The sequence below is a fragment of the Pedobacter rhodius genome, from assembly GCF_027213645.1.
Lineage (GTDB): Bacteria > Bacteroidota > Bacteroidia > Sphingobacteriales > Sphingobacteriaceae > Pedobacter > Pedobacter rhodius.
Genome location: NZ_JAPWGL010000003.1, coordinates 888797 through 909452 on the forward strand (window position 1 = coordinate 888797; position 20656 = coordinate 909452).

Annotated in this window: 17 protein-coding genes and 2 tRNA genes; 8 read left to right on the forward strand and 11 right to left on the reverse strand. The window is 37.3% G+C overall.

The genetic code is table 11. The features are described 5' to 3' along the window. The first annotated feature begins 221 nt into the window (after nucleotides 1-221). The 4 genes from O0931_RS13955 to feoB all read left to right on the forward strand — a co-directional run bounded on the left by O0931_RS13955 (nucleotide 222) and on the right by feoB (nucleotide 8367). The gene (locus O0931_RS13955) at nucleotides 222-3035 is read left to right on the forward strand and encodes an outer membrane beta-barrel protein (protein WP_269416188.1); all 2814 of its coding nucleotides are present in this window, start codon (nucleotides 222-224) and stop codon (nucleotides 3033-3035) included. Nucleotides 3036-3185: 150 nt separating this feature from the next. Next, nucleotides 3186-5948, forward strand: coding sequence for an outer membrane beta-barrel family protein (locus tag O0931_RS13960; RefSeq protein ID WP_269416189.1), 2763 nt, complete (start codon nucleotides 3186-3188; stop codon nucleotides 5946-5948). Nucleotides 5949-6031: 83 nt separating this feature from the next. After that, nucleotides 6032-6247, forward strand: coding sequence for a FeoA family protein (locus tag O0931_RS13965; protein ID WP_269416190.1), 216 nt, complete (start codon nucleotides 6032-6034; stop codon nucleotides 6245-6247). A 5-nt stretch (nucleotides 6248-6252) separates the two neighbouring features. Further along, a complete protein-coding gene (feoB, locus tag O0931_RS13970) occupies nucleotides 6253-8367 on the forward strand; it encodes a ferrous iron transport protein B (RefSeq protein ID WP_269416191.1) in 2115 nt (704 codons plus the stop codon). Nucleotides 8368-8533: 166 nt separating this feature from the next. Here feoB and O0931_RS13975 read toward each other — a convergent pair whose 3' ends face one another. Beyond that, on the reverse strand, nucleotides 8534-9010 hold the full coding sequence (locus tag O0931_RS13975; protein WP_056087275.1) for an Lrp/AsnC ligand binding domain-containing protein: 477 nt from the start codon (nucleotides 9008-9010) through the stop codon (nucleotides 8534-8536). 156 nt (nucleotides 9011-9166) lie between these two features. Here O0931_RS13975 and O0931_RS13980 point away from each other — a divergent pair. Together O0931_RS13980 and O0931_RS13985 are read left to right on the forward strand one after the other, a co-directional pair. Beyond that, a tRNA-Asp gene (locus tag O0931_RS13980) sits at nucleotides 9167-9277 on the forward strand. Nucleotides 9278-9347: 70 nt separating this feature from the next. After that, nucleotides 9348-9491: transfer RNA gene (locus O0931_RS13985), tRNA-Asp, on the forward strand. Nucleotides 9492-9636: 145 nt separating this feature from the next. Here the strand turns inward: O0931_RS13985 and frr are convergent. From frr to O0931_RS14025, 8 genes are all read right to left on the reverse strand, one after another. Beyond that, nucleotides 9637-10200, reverse strand: coding sequence for a ribosome recycling factor (gene frr / locus O0931_RS13990; protein WP_269416192.1), 564 nt, complete (start codon nucleotides 10198-10200; stop codon nucleotides 9637-9639). A gap of 41 nt (nucleotides 10201-10241) precedes the next feature. Beyond that, nucleotides 10242-10946: a UMP kinase gene (pyrH, locus tag O0931_RS13995; RefSeq protein ID WP_269416193.1), complete on the reverse strand. Its 705-nt coding sequence runs from the start codon at nucleotides 10944-10946 to the stop codon at nucleotides 10242-10244. A gap of 64 nt (nucleotides 10947-11010) precedes the next feature. Next, on the reverse strand, nucleotides 11011-12105 hold the full coding sequence (nagA, locus tag O0931_RS14000; RefSeq protein WP_269416194.1) for an N-acetylglucosamine-6-phosphate deacetylase: 1095 nt from the start codon (nucleotides 12103-12105) through the stop codon (nucleotides 11011-11013). A gap of 129 nt (nucleotides 12106-12234) precedes the next feature. Continuing rightward, nucleotides 12235-13080 (reverse strand): translation elongation factor Ts, encoded by an 846-nt coding sequence (gene tsf / locus O0931_RS14005; protein WP_269416195.1) that lies wholly within the window; start codon nucleotides 13078-13080, stop codon nucleotides 12235-12237. A 106-nt stretch (nucleotides 13081-13186) separates the two neighbouring features. Continuing rightward, on the reverse strand, nucleotides 13187-14047 hold the full coding sequence (gene rpsB / locus O0931_RS14010; RefSeq protein ID WP_269416196.1) for a 30S ribosomal protein S2: 861 nt from the start codon (nucleotides 14045-14047) through the stop codon (nucleotides 13187-13189). A gap of 18 nt (nucleotides 14048-14065) precedes the next feature. After that, the gene (gene rpsI / locus O0931_RS14015; protein ID WP_269416197.1) at nucleotides 14066-14452 is read right to left on the reverse strand and encodes a 30S ribosomal protein S9; all 387 of its coding nucleotides are present in this window, start codon (nucleotides 14450-14452) and stop codon (nucleotides 14066-14068) included. A gap of 3 nt (nucleotides 14453-14455) precedes the next feature. Then, nucleotides 14456-14899: a 50S ribosomal protein L13 gene (gene rplM, locus O0931_RS14020; RefSeq protein WP_029287677.1), complete on the reverse strand. Its 444-nt coding sequence runs from the start codon at nucleotides 14897-14899 to the stop codon at nucleotides 14456-14458. 394 nt (nucleotides 14900-15293) lie between these two features. After that, nucleotides 15294-15833 (reverse strand): ORF6N domain-containing protein, encoded by a 540-nt coding sequence (locus O0931_RS14025; protein ID WP_269416198.1) that lies wholly within the window; start codon nucleotides 15831-15833, stop codon nucleotides 15294-15296. A 122-nt stretch (nucleotides 15834-15955) separates the two neighbouring features. Between O0931_RS14025 and O0931_RS14030 the strand changes: the two genes are divergently transcribed. Beyond that, the gene (locus O0931_RS14030; RefSeq protein WP_269416199.1) at nucleotides 15956-17035 is read left to right on the forward strand and encodes a mechanosensitive ion channel family protein; all 1080 of its coding nucleotides are present in this window, start codon (nucleotides 15956-15958) and stop codon (nucleotides 17033-17035) included. Between the two features lie 106 nt (nucleotides 17036-17141). On the opposite strand, the gene O0931_RS14035 is transcribed toward O0931_RS14030, so the two are convergent. Further along, nucleotides 17142-19433 carry a Tex family protein gene (locus O0931_RS14035; RefSeq protein WP_269416200.1) on the reverse strand — a complete coding sequence of 764 codons (2292 nt, stop codon included), beginning with the start codon at nucleotides 19431-19433 and terminating at the stop codon, nucleotides 17142-17144. A 253-nt stretch (nucleotides 19434-19686) separates the two neighbouring features. Between O0931_RS14035 and O0931_RS14040 the strand changes: the two genes are divergently transcribed. Beyond that, complete coding sequence (locus O0931_RS14040; protein WP_269416201.1) at nucleotides 19687-19866, forward strand: hypothetical protein; 180 nt, start codon at nucleotides 19687-19689, stop codon at nucleotides 19864-19866. Between the two features lie 77 nt (nucleotides 19867-19943). Here the strand turns inward: O0931_RS14040 and O0931_RS14045 are convergent, their stop codons facing one another. Next, a complete protein-coding gene (locus tag O0931_RS14045; protein WP_269416202.1) occupies nucleotides 19944-20621 on the reverse strand; it encodes a Rossmann-fold NAD(P)-binding domain-containing protein in 678 nt (225 codons plus the stop codon). Nucleotides 20622-20656 lie beyond the last annotated feature (35 nt).

Consider the following 20656-nt stretch of genomic DNA (forward strand, 5'->3'; position numbering starts at 1 on the left):
GGTTGCAGTATTTTTAAAAAGAACTGCAATTGCCCTAAGGTTTATTATAAAACCTATCCTGAAAGCCGCAAATAAGCTTTTTAACCATTTGATTTACAGCATATCAATGGATTTTGACGCTGTATTTAAAATGTTACCTAACTTTTAACACACCTTAACAAACCTTTCCGCATTCTGATAGTCTGATAGCATAGTTTTGTAATACTTATATTTATATTTTGATGAAAATTTACGTTCAGAGAGCAATATTTCTTGTTCTTATTTTTTGTGGATACTTCGCACAAGCTCAAAACACAGGCGCAGTTAATGGCCGTGTAATCAATGCTAAAGACAAAAAACCTGTTGATTATGCTACAATAGCAGTTAAAAGTTTAAAAGATTCCAGTGTGGTTGCCTCTGGTCAGTCTAATCCTGACGGAACTTTTTCTTTTAAAAACATCCCCGCCGGTAATTATAGAATTATTGCTGCTTTTTTAGGTTTAAAAACAACCAGTAAAAACGTAACTGTTGCCAAAGCCGCTGTAAACGTTGGTGATATTTCTATGGCCGATGATGGTTTAGATCTGAATACGGTAAATGTTACGGGGCAAGTGCCAACGGTTGTTGTTAAGAAAGATACTTTAGAATACGATGCAAAATCGGTTAAGGTTCGTGAAAACGCCGTCGTTGAAGATGTATTAAAGAAACTTCCGGGTGTTGAAGTCGCTAAAGATGGTAGCATAAAAGCCGGTGGCGAAACCGTTACAAAAGTTAAAGTAGATGGTAAAGAATTTTTCGGTAGCGACCCATTATTAGCGACAAAAAATCTGCCTGCCGACATGGTCGATAAAATTCAGGTTATAGATGAATTATCAGAACAAGCGCAGTTTACCGGAATTGATGATGGAACAAGGAATAAAATTCTGAACATTACCACTAAAGCCGGAATGAAGAAAGGCTATTTTGGAAATAGTACTGTTGGTTATGGAACAAATGATCGTTATGATGCCAGTTTAAATGTAAATAAATTTGACAACGACCAACAATTCAGTTTTATCGGTCAGTTTAATAATGTGAATAAACAAAACTTTGGTGGTGGTAACGGTCAGGGAAATGGTTTTGGTGGCGGTGGTAATGGAGGTCGTGGCGGCGGCGGTGGTACTTCAGCTGCTGGCGGCGGTATCACAACAACCAATGCGGCCGGTTTAAACTTTGGCGATACTTATAAAGACGGAACTCAAATTCAGGGTAGTTATTTCTTCAATAAATCATCTGTATTTAATGAGCAAACCAGTAATACGCAAACACTGCTGGGCAACACATCGCAAAATGTAAACAATTATTTAAACAGCAATAGCGATAAAACAAATCATAGATTGAATTTTATGATTGATACCAAACTGGACTCGTCTACAAGTATTAAAATACAACCGAATATTGCATATACGGAGAACAGTGGATTGAGTTTAAACAATTATGTTAGAAATAATGTGATTGCCACAGGTACATCAAATACCATTGGTAATCAAAATTATACCACAAATAATTCTACCCCGGTAATCAATAATAACATTTTAGTTCGTAAAAAATTCAAACGCAGAGGACGTACATTATCATTGAATGTTAATACCGCGATAAACGATAGTAATTCTGATAACATTAACTATATTTTAGAAAATAGTACAATTAATGGTGTAAATTCTCAAAAGCTGACCAACCAGTTAAATGATTTAAATACACATAACATCACGAATACAACCAGAGTGGTTTATACCGAACCTTTATCGAAAACGACAAGTTTAGAACTGAACTATCAAAATGGAATCAATAACAGTACTTCCGATCGCAATGTTTTAAACTTTAATACCCTAACCGGTAATTTCGATATTGTTGACAATACCTATTCAAACCATTACGAAAATCAAACGCTTACAAACGCTGGTGGTTTAAGTTATACGGTTAATCAAAAGAAATACAACTGGAATATTGGTGTGGCTGCGCAACAAACCCATAGAGAAAATACGAACCTGACGACAGGCGTTGTGTTTACGCAAAACTTTGTAAACCTGACACCATCTGCGCAGTTCAGATATAATTTTAGCAATAGCAAGCGCCTGAACATTAACTATAGAGGTACAACCCAACAACCAACTATCGATCAGATTCAACCAATCCCTGATAATACGAATACACAATCGGTAATTATTGGTAACCCGAATTTGAAACCGGCGTTTAACAATACTTTAAGTGTCAGGTATAATAATTTTGCCTTTGCTAAAATGCGCTTCTTTGCCGTGTTCTTAAATTTAACACAAACATTTAATGCTTTTGCATCAAGCCAATCGGCTATAACAAATCCAGCTGATATCAACTATGGTAAAATTGCATCGCAATATATAAATGTTGATGGCAATTACAGCGGTAATGCAAATATCATTTTAGGTCAGCCAATTATCCCGAATAATAAACTTAATCTAAATGCTTCGTTAAACGGAACCTATTCCAAAGGAACAAATGTTACCAGTGGTCTTGAAAACATAACCAATAACTGGAGCTTAACCAACACATATAAATTTGTGACCAATTTGGATAAACTCGACTTAACTGCTGGTGTATCGGGTTCTATTACCAGGGCAACCTATTCAGCCACACCAAATTCGAACACCAGGTTTTATACCGTTAACCCCAGCTTTGATATTTCTTACTTATTTCCTGGAAATATCCGTTTAGCCGTTGATTTAGATTATGTAAGTAATACTGGGCGAGGTGCCGATTACAACACGCAGTATACTTTAGTTAATTCTTACATCAGCAGACAGTTCTTTAAAAACAGAGGTACCTTTAAAATTGCGGTAAACGATGCATTGAACCAAAATCAGGGTATTAGCCGTACCGCTACAGCCAACACAATTACCGATTTAAATTACAATGTATTGAAACGTTATTACATGTTCTCGTTTACTTATTCGTTAACCCGCATTGGCGGCCGTAACATTGGTAATGATGTACCAATGCCGGGTATGGGCGGCCAGGGTGCGCCACGTATGAGATTTTAATTTTCCCCCTTATAAATAATTTAACAGGCTTGTTTGTATTCAAACAGGCCTGCTTTATTTTAACCAATTTGTATTTCAATTGTTACCTGGATTAAAACAAACCTTTTTTTAGGTTGGTAGTCAATAAATACACACGACATCATCAACCAAATGAAAATAACCTTTACCACCTTTTTACTCTTTTCTTTTTCCTTTATTTATGCGCAGCAAAAAACGGGTTCGGTTAGCGGACGTGTTCTTCAATCGAAAGATAAAAAACCTGTAGACTATGCATCCGTTGCAATAAAAAACCTTAACGATTCGAGTGTGGTTGGTGCAACAACGACAGTTGCCGATGGTAAGTTTGTTTTTAAAAATTTAAAGCCTGGTTCATATCGTTTGTATGCTGCCTTTTTGGGGTTAAAAAATGCGAATAAGGATTTTACCATTACTGCAGAAAAAACGGAGGTTAACCTGGGAGATATCGTTCTAGAAGCCGGCACAATCGATTTACAAACCGTCGAAATTAAAGCAGAGGTACCGCCGATTGTAGTGAAAAAAGATACGCTTGAATTTAATGCAAGTTCTTTTAAAACAATAGAAAATGCTGCTGTTGAAGATTTACTTAAAAAATTACCTGGTGTAGAGGTAGACAAGGCTGGCACTGTAAAGGCACAGGGTGAAACCATTACAAAAGTTAAGATTGATGGTAAAGAGTTTTTTGGCAATGATCCTTTACTGGCAACAAAGAACCTTCCTGCAGATATGGTGGATAAAATTCAGATTATTGATGAGTTATCTGATCAGGCACAATTTACGGGAATTGATGATGGAACAAGAACAAAAATCATAAACATTACCACAAGAAAAGATAAAAAACATGGTTACTTCGGCAATAGCAGCATCGGTTATGGTTCTGATGATCGGTATGATGTTAATGCAAATGTAAATCGTTTCAACAAGGATCAGCAAATGAGCGTTGTTGCACAGTTTAACAACGTAAATAAACAAAACTTTGGCGGTGGCCTGGGTGTTAATAGCGGCTCTGGCGGTCGAAGCACGGGCATTACCAATACCAATGCCTTCGGATTTAATTTCTCTGATACATATTCCGATCAAACGCAGATAAGTGCAAGTTACTTTTTTAATAAAACCGAAAATCTAATTTTAAGAAATAGTGTAACTCAGAATTTGCTTGGCGATATAACAACCGTTTTTAATAACAACCAAAACAATACTTCTGATAGATTAAACCATCGCTTAAACTTTATGGTTGATACCAAAATTGACTCCTTAACTTCTTTGCGTATTCAGCCAACCTTAAGTTATACGGATAACGAAAGTCAAAACAATAGTATTTACACAAGAGATTACAGTACCTATACAACAAATGGAACACAGGCGTTAAATAACCATAATACCGCGCCATCAATAAGCAACAATATTTTATTTCGAAGGAAATTTATGCGCAGAGGCAGGACCTTGTCTTTAAATTTCAATACGAGTATAAATAATAACGATGCAGATAATTATAATAACATTACAGATAATACGGTAAATGGCGGGGTTACAACTCAGAAAATTACCAATCAGTTTAACGATCAACAATCCGAATCTGTTAATCAAGTTTCGCGTTTGGTTTATACCGAACCAATATCAAAAACATTAAGCCTGGAATTTAATTATCAGAACGGATATAATCATAATACATCCGATAGGTTTACTTATAATTTTAATCCGGCTACATTGCAATACGATTTACTTGATTTAACTTACAGCAATTCGTATGAGAACACAATTTTAACCAATACAGCAGGTTTTAGCTTTAATGGAAATGGAAAAAAATACAATTGGAATTTAGGCTTTGCGGTACAGAACACAGATAGGACAAACAACAATTTAACACAGAATTACGTATTGAAACAAAACGTGTTTAATTATACCCCTTCAGCAATGTATCGCTATAATTTCAGTAACAGCAAGCGTTTAGTATTCAATTACCGCGGCAGTACAAACCAACCGACAATACAGCAATTGCAGCCAATTCCAAACAATACAAATACGCAGAGCATTCCTGTCGGAAACCCGGATTTAAAGCCCGAGTTTAACAATACTTTGAGGGTTGCGTATAATACTTTTACGGTGGGCAAAAACCGTTCTTTATTTATCAACCTTAATTTAACACAAACATCAAATAAAATTGCGAATAGCAGTAGTTTGATACAAAGTGGCATAAATCAGGGGAAATTGGCCATTCTTCCGGTTAATGTAAATGGAACGTACGCCGGTTCTGTTTCATCATCGCTTAGTCTGCCGCTGATGCCGGAAAATAAATTAAACTTTCATATTAATGTAAATGGTAGTTACGACAGAGATGTCAATTTTACCAATTCCCTTAAAAATATAACCAATAGCTGGTCGGTAACTAACGGGTACAGATTGGTTTCAAATCTTAATAAGCTTGATTTAACTGCCGGTATAAACGGCTCAATCAATCGCTCTACTTATTCCGTTCAACCCAATTCTAACACCAGGTATTACACTTTTAGTCCTAATATTAGCGTGAGTTACCTGTTCCCTGGTGAAATTCGTTGGTCGGTAGATGCAGATTACAACCAGAATACCGGAAGGGGTGAAGGCTTTGACACACAGTTCACATTGATCAACTCTTACATCAGTAAACAATTTTTCAAAAACAGAGGAACATTCAAAGCGGCCATAAATGATTTACTGAATGAAAACCAAGGAATTACCCGAACGGCTAATAACAATACCATACAGGATGTAAGTTACAATGTTTTGAAACGTTATTTTATGTTTTCATTTACCTATACATTGAACAGAATGGGTGGCAAAAATAGAAATAACATGCGTAACGAAGGAATGGGCGAAGGAAACAGAGCTGGCGGCTTTGGAGGAGGGCGAAGGAATTAAAATCCTGGTTAAATAATTAAGAATATGAACTTTGTTATTTGGAATAAATCTAAAGAAAGGGTAACTTGCGCCAAATTTAACAAATGAAACTTTCGCAGTTAAAAGTTGGAGAAACCGGAACAATAGTAGCTTTTACAGATTTAGATTTATCTGTAAAGTTAATGGAGATGGGTTGCTTACCCGGCGAAGTTGTCGAAGTTGAACGTTTTGCGCCATTTGGCGATCCAATGGCCATTCGGGTTGCAGGCTACCAGCTTTGTTTACGTAAAAGTGAAGCTGCAGTTATCATTATTCAATAAGTAGTTTGGGTTTGGATATTAAAGTTGCATTAGTTGGTAATCCCAATACAGGTAAATCGACCTTGTTTAACCGCTTAACCGGTTTAAATCAAAAAATAGGAAATTTTCCCGGAATTACGGTTGATAAAAAAACGGGTTACACTAAACTCGTTGATGGTAAGGATGCTGAAATAATTGATTTACCTGGTACATATAGCCTTTATCCGAAAAGTAAAGATGAAAGTATTGTTTTCCAGGTTCTTGCCGATAAAAAAAATAATAGCCATCCTGATGTAATCGTTTTAATTGTTGATGCCTCTAATCTGAAACGAAACATGCTTTTGTTTTCTCAGGTTGCAGATTTAGGCATTCCGATGGTTTTGGCTTTAAATATGACTGATTTATCTGATAAACAGGGAATTTACATTCATGTTGATAAATTGGCCACAAAGCTTGGGGTTCAGGTGATTCCCATATCGGCAAGAAATAATATCGGTATAGATAAATTAAAAGCTGCTGTTGCTTACACGAATAAAATAGCTACTCAGGTTAATGCAGTTGAAGTAAATTATTTAGCACCCGAAGCAATCAACGCGATAAAACATAAAATTAATTCGGATAACGATTATTATGCGTTGCAGATTTTGCATCAGCATGAGCATTTAACTTTTTTCACAGAGAAAGAACAATCCGAAATAGAAGCGATTGAAAAATCTAATCATTTTGAATCATCCAAAATACAAGCTGCCGAAACCATCGCCCGTTATAAGCATCTTAGTACGATTTTGGCCGATGTTGTAATTGATAAAGGAACGGCAGAAAAATTTTCGTTGAGCGATAAACTCGATTCGATTTTAACACATAAAATCTGGGGTTTTGCCATTTTCCTTTTAATTCTTTTCGTAATTTTCAACGCAATTTTTGCCTGGTCATCTTACCCAATGGACTGGATCGAAAGTGGTTTTGGATTTATTACTGAAATTGGGCATAAATATCTTCCAGCCGGTATGCTTACCGATTTGATACTGGATGGCGTAATTGCGGGGTTGGGCGGAATCTTTGTTTTTATACCTCAAATCGCCATTTTATTTGCCTTTATATCGATTCTTGAAGATACCGGTTATATGGCCCGTGTTACCTTTATGATGGATAAAATCATGAGTAAAGTTGGCCTGAATGGTAAATCTGTTGTACCAATGATTGGCGGTCTTGCTTGTGCAGTCCCCTCTATTATGGCTGCCAGAAATATCGAAAACTGGAAAGACCGGATGATAACCATTATGGTAACACCTCTGGTAAGCTGTTCGGCAAGACTTCCTGTTTATATTTTAATAATTTCCCTGATTATCCCCTCAAAAACAGTTCTAGGTATTTTTAACTTACAAGGGCTTGCCTTAATGGTTATGTATCTGGTTGGTGTTACTGCTGCGGTACTTGTTGCCTGGGTTATGAAGTTTATTATTAAAACCAAAGAACGGGCATATTTTATAATGGAGCTACCGGTTTACCGTATGCCAAGGTGGAAGAATGTGCTTTACACGATGTATGAAAAATCTAAGACCTTTGTATTTGAAGCCGGTAAGGTTATTATTGCAATTTCTATCATTCTTTGGGTGATGGCCTCTTTCGGACCAGGAAACCGCTTCGAAAAAATCGATAAAAAATATGCACCTGCCTTGGCCGATACTACTAAAAATACAAATCATACTGCAACCCTTATTGCAACAGAAAAACTCGAAAATTCTTACGTTGGTATATTAGGTCATTGGATTGAACCGGCTATCAGGCCCTTAGGTTACGATTGGAAAATAGGTATCGGTTTAATTACCTCGTTTGCGGCACGTGAGGCATTTGTAGGTACAATGGCAACCATTTATAGTGTAGACGGCGGCGATGAAGATACCTCAACCATAAGAGAAAGAATGGCCGCATCAGTTAATAATAGAACTGGCCTGCCTGTGTATTCTTTTGCTACTGGCATATCACTAATGTTATTTTATGCCTTTGCCATGCAGTGTATGAGTACAGTTGCTATTGTATACCGTGAAACAAAAGGCTGGAAATGGCCGGTTATTCAATTGGTTTATATGACTGCAATGGCCTATTTTGCTGCGCTTATTGCTTATCAGTTATTAAAGTAGTATAATAGAGTATCAAGTAGGGAGAATCAAGTATCAAGCTGTGATGCATTTAACAACTAAATTATTTTTTTGTTGGGATACATATATTTTTTACTTAAATCGATTTTTTGATTTGGCTTTCTGCTCTAAAACCTTAATCCTTATAACCTTTTGCCTTCAACCTTTCTTAGCCCAGCTCGATCTGCCTTTTGATACTTTCCTCTAAAGAGATTAAAGTTTCGGTGCGCTGGATACCGTTTACTGCCTGAATTTCCTCATTTAATACGTGCCTCAGATGATTCGTATCCCTGCAGATAATTTTGGCAAACATGCTGTAGGCGCCGGTTGTATAATGCAACTCGACAACTTCTTTAATCTTGCTTAACTGAGCAACTGCATCTTTATATTGAATCCCTTTTTCAAGGTAAATACCTAAAAACGCGCAGATGTCATAACCTGCCTTTTGTGGGTCGATAATTAAATGAGAGCCTTTAATAATACCCATTTCCTGTAGTTTCTTCATCCTGACGTGGATGGTACCTCCAGAAACAATTAAATCTTTAGCAATTTCTGTATACGGTTTAGTCGCATCATGCATTAATTGTTTTAATATATCGATGTCGAGGTTGTCAATTTCTAAATTGGAATTATCTTTTTTAAGCATATTTTCTAATATTGATAAGCAAATTTAATAAAAATTATCAATATTATAAAAATAAAATTAAATGATTAAAATATTTGCAAGGTATTGATGGTTCTTTTACATTTGTATCAAGCAATAACAAAAAGGAATGTTCTTAAACAAATTTGCTTAACATACTGTAGGGTGGTGAAACAGGCAGACACACCTCCTTGTCTCGGTGGTGGAGAATATGGGAAACCGGCAACGGCTAACCACTCCTTGAAGGTTCGATTCCTTCCCCTACAGCCAGTTCAGTTTACAATTTTCAGTAGGCAGTTAAAACTGAAAACTATAAATTGACAACTGTTAACTTTTGAAATGTTGGGTGGTGAAATTGGCAGACACGCCTCCTTGTCTCGGTGGTGGGGAATAATGGGACAAACGCAGTTTATTGGGTTGACCACAATTAATTTTTTGAACTGTAGCTAACTACCCCTTGAAGGTTCGACTCCTTCCCCAACAGCATTTTTTATGAATAATAAGTTAGTTAATCGAGCAATCCCGGATGGGTTGCTCTTTTTCTTTTTAAAAGCCTTCCTTCGAAAATCCAAGAAACAAAAAAAGGAACAAATCTCTTTGTTCCTCTTAATAATATTTAATTGTGAAGATTAAACTGTCATCACATCTTTTTCTTTTGCTTCAGCGTGCTTATCAACTTTAATAATGTACGCATCAGTTAACTTTTGTACTTCGCCTTCACCTGTTTTAATTTCATCATCAGAAACACCTTCACCTTTTAATTTTTGAATTTTGGTATTGGCATCTTTACGGATATTACGAACTGTAATACGACCGCGTTCTGCTTCTTCTTTTACCTTTTTAACTAAGTCTTTTCTTCTTTCTTCAGTTAATGGCGGTACAACCAAGCGAATAACAATACCATCATTTTGAGGATTGATGCCAATATTAGCCACTTGAATTGCTTTTTCTATAACGGTTAAAAGCGATTTTTCCCAAGGCTGAATCACAATTGTTCTTGCATCGGGCGTATTGATACTTGCTACTTGAGATAAAGCTGTAGAGGCTCCATAATAATCAACAAAAATACCATCTAACATGCCAGCCGATGCTTTTCCTGCTCTGATTTTCGTTAATTCAGACTCACAATGATCGATAGCTCTATCCATTGCAGATTGAGCATCCATTAATTGTAATTGTATGAGATCATTCATAGTTGTGTGTATTTCTACAATAATAATAATTTTTTTAAATGCTATTTTACTAATGTACCAATCGCTTCGCCATTGGCAATTTTCATGAAGTTACCATGTTTATTCATGTCAAACACAATAATAGGCACCTGGTTTTCTTCGCATAAAGTAAATGCAGTCATATCCATCACATTTAAACCTTTTGCATAAACTTCTTTGAAAGAGATTTCTTCGTATTTAGTTGCTAATGGGTCTTTTTCAGGATCGGCGGTATAAATTCCATCTACTCTTGTTCCCTTCAGCACCGCATCAGCTTTGATTTCAATAGCACGTAATGCCGCCGCAGAATCGGTCGTAAAGTATGGATTACCTGTTCCGGCTCCAAATATCACAACGCGGCCTTTTTCTAAGTGACGAACAGCTCTTCTGCGAATAAACGGTTCGCAGATTTGTTCCATTTTAATTGCGGTAAGTAAACGGGTTTTCAGACCAACCTTTTCCAATGCATCTTGCAAAGCCATTGAGTTAATTACCGTGGCCAACATACCCATATAATCGGCTTGTGCTCTGTCCATCCCGCTTTTTTCGGCACTTAAACCTCTGAAAATATTTCCCCCACCAATTACGATTGCTATTTCCAGGCCTTTATCATGTACGGCCTTAATATCTTCAGCATATTGTTTAACACGTTCATTATCAATACCGTATTGTTTGTCGCCCATTAGCGATTCGCCGCTAAGCTTTAGTAGGATGCGTTTGTATTTCATGACCTCAAAAATATTAACAATTTTTTAATACCCCGCTATGGTTTTTAACAAATGATGTAATTATTTAGATTGATAGCGTTTCGCCTTTAAATATTACCTTTTTTAAATTCAGGTCGCTATCAAGGATAAGTATGTTAGCCAGGTTTCCCTGCTTAAGCGAACCTATTAAATTGTTTTGGTCAATTAATTTTGCAGGGTAAAGCGTAGCCATTTTCAAGGCATCCGGTAAACTGATATCACAATGTTCTACACAATTTTTAACCGCTTGCAGCATGGTTAGCGATGAGCCTGAAAGCGTACCATCAGGCATTACAAATTTATCACCTTCGTTAATATGCTGATATGGGCCTGCAGAACATTCAGTAACGGCATCCGTAATTAAGAATAAACGTTCCTTTAAAAGTTTCTGCGAAAATTTTACAACTTCAAAATCGAGGTGTTTGCCATCAACAATAATACTTGCCACGGCTTTATCGTGGTTAAAAACAGCTGTAGGTATTCCGGGGTTGCGATGATGAATCGGGCTCATGGCATTAAAAAGATGCGTGGTGGCTTGAATGCCCTGATTGTAGGCTTTTGTTGCTTCTTCAAACGTAGCGTTACTATGGCCTAAAGAAACGACAACACCATTATCTAATAAATATCGAATAACTTCATCATCCTGGCATTCCGGTGCGATGGTCATCATTTTAATTATACCATCGCCGAAATCCAATAATTCTTTAATTTCATCAAGCGATGCCTTTCGAACAAACTCCGGAATGTGCGCGCCTAAACGCTTTGGATTCAAAAATGGTCCCTCAAGATGTAATCCTAAACAGTTTCTTGCTGATGAACGGTGTGCTTTTGCGGCCTTTATGCATTCGCTAAAAACTCCGGGGGTATTTGTTGCCATGCAGGCTAAAAATCCTGTGGTACCTTTTTTCAGTAAATCATCTTCCATAATGGTTAAAGATTCAACGGTCGGTTCTGCTGAAAATAAACGCCCTCCAGCACCATAAATCTGCAGATCGATAAAACCTGGAACAATCAGATCGTTAGTTTCATGATTTGATGAAGATGGCGTAATGGTTAAAATCTTACCCTTATCAATCTGAATGTCCTGTTTTTCGACTAAAATATCATTTTGATAGAACCTGGATTGCTCAATAGTTAACATCTTTAAAGAATTAGGTATGGCTAAATTACAAAGTTATAGCGGCAAACTCAGTTAATTTGATGCTGGCATAAAAAAAAGGCAAAAAAAAATCCCGATGAAAATCGGGATTTCAATATTATTTATAAACGCTTATGCACCTAATTGTACACGTTTGAAAGCTGATACAGTTAAACCTTTAGATGTGTTATCTAAAAATTTACGAACATCTACTGAACTGTCTTTAACAAACTCCTGGTTTAATAAAGTGCTGTCTTTGTAGAATTTGTTTAATTTACCTGCAGCGATTTTCTCAACCATTTCTTCTGGTTTACCTTCAGCACGGATAACATCTTTAGCAATTTCGATTTCACGTTGAATGGTAGCAGGATCAACACCATCTTTATCAACAGCAACCGGATTCATTGCAGCAATCTGCATTGCAACATCTTTACCAGCCTCAGTAATATCTGCGCCATTAATGCCTTCAAATACGACTAGAACGCCCATTTTACCATTAGAGTGGATATAAGAAACAATTTTCTCACCTGATATATTTGCGTACTCCTGAATAACGATTTTCTCTCCGATTTTACCGGTTAGTTCAGTTATGGTTTCTGCAACTGTACGTCCATCTTCCAAAGTAATTGCTGATAATTCTTCAGTGTTAGCCGGATTGTTGGCAACTGCTGCAGCTAAAATAGCCTGAGCAAGGTTACGGAAATCTTCAACTTTAGAAACCGGTTCCGTTTCGCAAGCTAAAGCAACTAATTTGCCGTTTGTGCCATCCGCTGAAACAGCGATTGATACCAGACCTTCAGAAGTTGCATTACCAGAACGAGCGGCCGATACTTTTTGACCTTTTTTGCGCAATAAATCGACAGCAGCTTCAAAATCGCCGTTAGCTTCAACTAAAGCTTTTTTGCAATCCATCATACCAGCGCCAGTTTGTTGGCGTAATTTATTTACATCTGCGGCAGTAATTTGTACTGTAGACATTTTATTTCCTTTTTACCCCAAACCCCCTGAAGGGGGCTTGCGAGTGATTAAATAATTTTATGAATTTTGAATTTGTAACCTTTTGCTCCCCTTTAGGGGTTGGGGGTTATTCTTCTGTTTTAGTTTCTTCTGATGAAGGCGCTTCAACTTCTGCTTCTGCAGTTACCTTTTTAGTTGTTGGTCTTTTTTCACCAGCTGCTCTAGGTGCTGCAACTTCAGGTGCATCAGCTGCAACTTTCGCTGCTACTGCCTCTTTTTCAGCTTCATCATCTTTTTCGCGTTTACGCTCATCTAAACCTTCTTCAATAGCTTTGATAATTACATCAGTAATTAAAGAGATTGATTTTGTAGCATCATCATTCGCCGGGATAGGGAAATCGATGTTAGAAGGGTCAGAGTTTGTATCAACCATCGCAAAAGTTGGGATGTTTAATTTTAACGCTTCAGTTACTGCAATGTGCTCTTTCTTAACATCAATTAAGAATAAAGCTGCAGGTAAACGGTTTAAATCAGCAATACCGCCTAAAAGTGATTCTAATTTAATACGCTCACGCTGAATCATTAAACGCTCTTTTTTAGATAAAATCGCATAAGTACCGTCTTTAGTCATTTTATCGATGGTAACCATCTTTTTAATTGACTTACGCACTGTAGCGAAGTTAGTTAACATACCACCTAACCAACGCTCGGTTACGAAAGGCATATTAACTTTTTTAGCTTGCTCAGCTACGATTCCTTTTGCTTGTTTTTTTGTTGAAACAAATAATACTTTACGTCCTGATTTTACGATTTGTTTAATCGCAGCCGCAGCTTCTTCAGTTTTAGTTAAAGTTTTATTTAAATCTATAATGTGAATTCCATTACGCTCCATGAAAATGTAAGGAGCCATTTTTGGATTCCATTTACGGGTAAGGTGACCAAAGTGTACACCTGCATCCAATAAGTCTTGATAAGTTGTTCTTGCCATTGTTCTTGCCTCCTGTGATTAACGTTTACTGAATTGGAATTTCTTACGAGCTTTAGCACGTCCTGGTTTTTTACGCTCAACCATACGCATATCACGCGTCATCAGGCCTTTAGCACGTAATGCAGGTTTTTTCTCCGCATCTAGTTCAACAATCGCTTTAGCAATAGCTAAACGAACAGCTTCTGCTTGTCCTTTGATACCACCACCTTGAACATTTACAGTAATATCATAACGACCGGTAAGTTCAGAAACTTCTAAACTTTGGTTTACGATATATTGCAAAGGTAAAGTTGGAAAATATACTTTGTGATCTTTACCGTTAACGGTAATTGCGCCAGCACCATCTTTTAAGTAGATGCGTGCAACAGCTGTTTTTCTTCTTCCTGAAGTGTTAGTAACTGACATTTCTTAAAGTTTAATGGTTTTTGGAGATTGAGCTGAATGAGGGTGGTTTTCACCGGCATACACAAAAAGATTAGTGTATAATTTTTTGCCCAATTTAGTTTTCGGTAACATACCACGTACCGCTTTCTCGATTACACGTTGAGGGTGTTTCGCCATTAACTCCTTAGGAGAAATAAAACGTTGACCACCTGGATAACCAGTGTAAGAAACATATTGCTTTTCGCTGAATTTGTTTCCTGTCAATTTAACCTTGTCTGCATTGATAACAATAACATTATCGCCGCAATCTACGTGTGGGGTGTACTCAGGCTTGTTTTTACCACGGATGATCATAGCGATCTTCGATGACAAGCGCCCCAAAATCTCGCCTTGTGCATCAACAACAATCCACTGTTTATTAACAGTTTTCGCATTGGCAGAGACAGTTTTGTAACTTAACGTATTCACTTGCTTGTATTTAATTTATTAAACAATTATTTATTCCCAATAAATTTGGGACTGCAAAGATAGATAGAAAACTTTTATTATCAAATAGTTGATGGAAAAAAGTTTGATGATTAATCGTCATTGCGAAGCGCGCAGCGAGATGGCAATCCAATTAACTGATTTTTTGAAAAGCAATTACAGTAATTCTTTGGTTGGTTTCAATCGGGCTTTTCGCTAAATCTTTTAAATTACTTCCGCAATGCTGAGGAACGAAGCATCCGTTTTATTCGTTGCAGATTCTTCGTTCCTCAGAATGACAATATGAACGATGTTCCTGCAAATTTAAAAGGATATCGCTGCAATCCGGTTTAGGAAACTTTATTTTGTTTACCTGTTATCGGCTAGGTCCAAAAGCCTACAAATCATCGGGCATATAGCCAATCCTTTTCCTGGGCCCGATTTTTTTATCAATTAATTTATCCAGGTAACTAAAAACCAACTCAATATTTTTATCCTGGTTATTCAGTTTCCGCTTAATATCCTCAATCTCATATTTTAGTTCACCATTTTCACTAACCCATTGCCTTAATCTTGTAAATATTCTTACAATCTGAATATTTACTTGAATGGCCTGCTGACTATTTAAAACGCTGGAAAGCATAAGCACGCCGTGTTCAGTGAAAACATTTGGCAGATAGGTTCTTCCGCCCCTTCCAATCTTTGAGGTCACAAATTGTGACCTCAAAGATTCCCATTCGCTATCCGTGAGTTGAAACATAAAATCTTCCGGAAATCTTCCGGGATTTCTACGAATACTTTGATTTAATACTTTTGTCTCAACCCCATAAAGTTCTGCTAAATCGCTATCCAGCATAACCTTGTGGCCACGAATCTCATAAATCTTGTTTACTAAAATATTTTCAGGGATGATAGATAGCGTTTGTTTAGCTGTCATATCATTATTGGATTTAAATTGAAGATACAAAAACTAATTTGATTTTTAAATCACAACTGTTAGCCTAAAACAATAGGCACTACCCATTGTTAAATAGTTATTCCTTAACCAACAAATTTATTATGCAATACCTTGATACTATTTTCGGTTATCCTGTTCCTTTATTTTTAAAAAATCTGATTATTGGTCTTGCCGCAGTATTGCTGGGAATTTTAATTAAATTCATCATTCATAAAACCTTTATATTATTATCCCGTTGGTGGGATTTTATCATCATAAAATCAACTATTAAACATTTACGCAGACCGGTTGCGGTTTTTATCCCTTTATTGCTACTTAACTTTTCGTTGGATTTGATGGTGATGCCATCTGCAATTCGATTGCCACTTGATAAAGCTCTTGAAATTGCACTTACTATAACTTTTGCACTTATTTTAATTAGGCTAATAAATGTACTGGAGGATTATTTTTACCTTAAATACGATTTAAATAAAGAGGATAATTTAAAAGAAAGGAAAATCAGAACGCAACTTCAATTTGTAAGGAAGTTTATTGTTTCATTAATCATACTAATTACGGCTGCAATTATATTGTTAAGCTTCGAAAGCATGCGCAAAATAGGAGCTGGGCTGCTAACAGGTGTTGGAATCGGTGGAATTATTATCGGTTTTGCAGCGCAGAAATCGCTCGGAAATTTACTGGCCGGTTTCCAGATTGCTTTTACCCAGCCAATAAGAATTGATGATGTTTTAATTGTGGAGGGCGAATGGGGAAAGGTAGAAGAAATTACCTTAACCTATGTTGTTGTAAACATCTGGGACCAACGCCGGCTGATTCTTCCAATTACTTATTTCATCGAAAAGCCATTCCAAAACTGGACGAGGGTTTCGGCAGATTTACTGGGAACAGTTTTTCTATACCTTGATTACACCATTCCAATCGAACCATTGAGACAGGAAATGACAAGGCTATTGAACTCAAATCCACTTTGGGATAAACGTGTAAATGTTGTCCAGGTTACGGATAGTACTAAAGATGGCTCGATAGAAGTCCGTTTTTTAATGAGCGCCTCAAATTCATCAAGAGCTTTCGATTTGCGTTGTAACATCCGCGAAGCGATGATTGCTTTTATCCAAACCAATTACCCAGAAAGCTTACCAAAGAAAAGGCTGGAGTTTAAGGATAAGTTTGATAATATCTAGTTGTTGGTTTCATTTCGACTGGAGCATAGCGAAATGGAGAAATCTTTGTAATCTAAAAACTAATTCAAAGATTTCTCCACTGCGGTCGAAATGACGGCCTGAGACCTTATTTGAACATGCTTTTTAGCTTCGCTAACTTTTCCTGCAAATCACCATCGGCATTTTTTGATTCTTGCTTTGGTTTAAAATTAGGTTTGTTGTTATTCGGCTTGAAATCTTGTTTAGGTCTATCTGCGCTCGGATTTCTGCTTTGACCTTTTTGCTTAGCGCTTTCTTCCGTCTTCATCGACAACGAAATTCTTTTGCGGGCAGCATCAACTTCCATTACCGTAACCTCGACTTTCTGATGAACTTTAACAACATCATTCGGATTGGCTACAAAACGATTGGCCAACTGACTGGTGTGTACCAAACCATCCTGGTGAACGCCGATATCCACAAAGGCACCAAAATTGGTAATGTTCGTTACGATACCTGGCAGTTTCATCCCAATCCTTAAATCTGCAATTTCATTTACGCCATCGATAAAACTGAAAGCCTCGAATTGTTCACGAGGATCACGCCCGGGTTTTGCGAGTTCTTTTAAAATGTCGGTCAGTGTTGGTAAACCAATTTCATCCGTAACATACTGCTGCAATTTAATTTGTTTCTGAAGCTGTGTATCTTTCATTAAAGCCGAAACCGTTGTGCCTAAATCGCTGGCCATTTTATCTACCACAGCATAACGTTCCGGGTGAACGCCACTCGTATCTAAAACATTTTCAGCATTGCGGATGCGTAGGAAACCTGCAGCTTGCTCATAAGCTTTATCACCCAGGCGAGGCACTTTTTTCAGGCTTTCACGGTTTTTAAAAGCACCATTGGTATTTCTGTAATCAACAATGTTTTGAGCCAAAGTAGGGCCTAAGCCCGAAACGTAAGCTAAAATCTGTTTCGAAGCTGTATTTAACTCTACGCCAACCGCATTCACCGCACTAATTACAGTGTCATCCAGGCTTGCCTTCAATTTATTTTGGTCGACATCGTGCTGGTATTGGCCAACGCCAATAGATTTCGGGTCTATTTTGACCAGTTCTGCCAGTGGATCCATTAACCTGCGGCCAATGGAAACCGCACCACGAACCGTAATATCCTGTGTTGGAAATTCTTCACGGGCCACTTCCGAAGCTGAATAAATAGATGCACCACTTTCATTGACCATTACAATGGTAATATGCGGTAAATTTAATCCGCGAACAAACGCTTCGGTTTCTCTTCCCGCAGTTCCGTTGCCAATGGCAATGGCTTCAATATCATACTTCTCACAAAGCTGCTGAATAGTGAATTCAGCATTTTTTATATTTCCTTGGCCTGTATGTGGGTAAATTGCCGTGTTTTCCAGCAATTGACCTTGTTTATCTAAACACACCACCTTACAGCCCGTACGGAAGCCCGGATCGATTGCCAATACGTTTTTTTGCCCCATTGGTGCTGCTAATAGCAGCTGACGGGCATTTTCTGCGAAAACCCTAATCGCTTCCTCATCCGCTTTTTGCTTGGTTAACACGCGGAGTTCAGTTTCCATTGCAGGTTCAAGCAAGCGTTTATAGCCATCTTCCAATGCCTGCTGAACTTGTTTCGAAGCGTCGTTGTTGGCTGCAATAAATTGATTTTCTAAAATCGCCAGCGCCTCTTCCGCAGGGGGCAGGGCATCTAAGCGCAAAATCAATTCTTTTTCGCCACGGCGCATGGCCAGAACCCGGTGTGAGGCCGCTGTTTTTACGGGTTCACTCCACTCGAAATAATCTTTATATTTTATGCCTTCTTCTTCTTTACCTTTAATGACTTCTGATTTAAAAACTGCTTTTTCCTGGAAGTAGATGCGCATTTTAGTGCGTGTTTCGGCATTTTCAGAAATCATTTCTGCGATGATGTCACGAGCGCCGGCAAGTGCTTCATCTACCGTATTTACACCTTTTTCCGGATCAATAAAATTATTGGCAGAAGCTTCTAAATCGAAATTTTTCTGATCGAAAATCTGTAAAGCCAAGGGTTCTAAACCTTTTTCCTTTGCAACCGAAGCACGGGTTTTACGTTTAGGTTTGTAAGGCAGATAAATATCTTCTAAAAGCGAAATGGTTTCGGCTTCATTAATTTGTTTTTCAAGCTCAGGTGTTAGTTTCCCAAGCTCTGTCATCGATTTTAGAATCGCTTCGCGGCGTTTATCTAAATCGCGTAATTGCAAAATCCGGTCGCGTATTGCCGCAACCTGAACTTCATCCAAACTTCCTGTTAATTCTTTACGGTAACGCGAAATAAATGGCACCGTTGCGCCTTCATCTAATAAGTTGAGGGTAGCGCTTACTTGTTTTTCTGCAACTTTTAATTCTGCAGCAATTATTTTATGGTGAGCTAACATATTCAAGATTAAAGAGGCAAAGCTAATCAGGATTTTGCTAAGATCTTTACGATGTTAGGATTTTACGACAGAACAACTAATTAATATTGTTTAAATCTGTGTTGTATTGCTTTACCTATTCAGGTATTTTAAACTGAATAGTTAAAAGCTGTCATAAGACAAAAGCTATTGATGACTAAAAAATAAAACATAACCGGTTGCTATCGGTTTATATAACAGCGCTCTGCAAAATGTATAACTAAATTTTATAATTATGAAAAGTGCAAACACACCAAAAAACAATCCGACCACACAAGGAAGTTCAATAGCTGACAGGGCAAATCACGATGTTAAAGTGGATAAGAAAATTCAGGGAATTACAAATGGCGGCGGACAACGTTCAGATCAGACATCGAATAAAGATAACCAACGCAAATACGATAACAAGAAATAGTTTAGAGGTAAGATGGAAAATGTAAGATGTTAAATTAAACTTTCCCTTTTACGTTTTCCATATTACATTTTCCATCCTTACAAGGGTTCTCCAGCCAGTTCAATAATATCTCTTCCTTCTAAAACTTTTCTTTCATTATTGTGGCTTAAGGTATTAATCATGGCATCGCCAAGTTCAGTCATTTTGCAAAATCCATTCGGAAAAAAGCGTCGGCCAACCGGAAACATCCAGTTAACATATTTATAAAATTTGTGGGCAAATTTCTGGCCTTTAATCGGTTTTATAAATCCCGGCCTGAGGTTAAAAACCTGTTCGAATGGTAATTTCATCAGGTCATTTTCCGTTTTCCCCTTTACCTTTTGCCAGTTTAACCTGCCATTCACATTTGTTCCGCTTCCGGAAACATAGCAAAAGGTCATCTTATTATTGAGCCTGCTCAGTATTTCGGCAACATGCATGGTAAGGGTATAAGTCATTTCAAAATAAGTAGCCTCACTTGCGCCGACAGATGTAATTCCAAGGCAAAAGAAACAGGCATTATATCCGCTAAGCTCGTTTTCAATCGGAGAAAAATCAAAAAAATTCTGATGGATAATTTCTTTTAACTTTGGATGTACATAGCCGCACGATTTACGGTTAATCACTAAAACCGAATCAATTTCAGGGCTATTTAAGCACTGAATCAAAACACCTTCACCAACCATCCCGGTTGATCCGGTAATAATTACATGATTTTCTGCTCTTGTTTTTCCCATAAAATAAAATGTTAAAGTTGATTTAACTGTTAAAG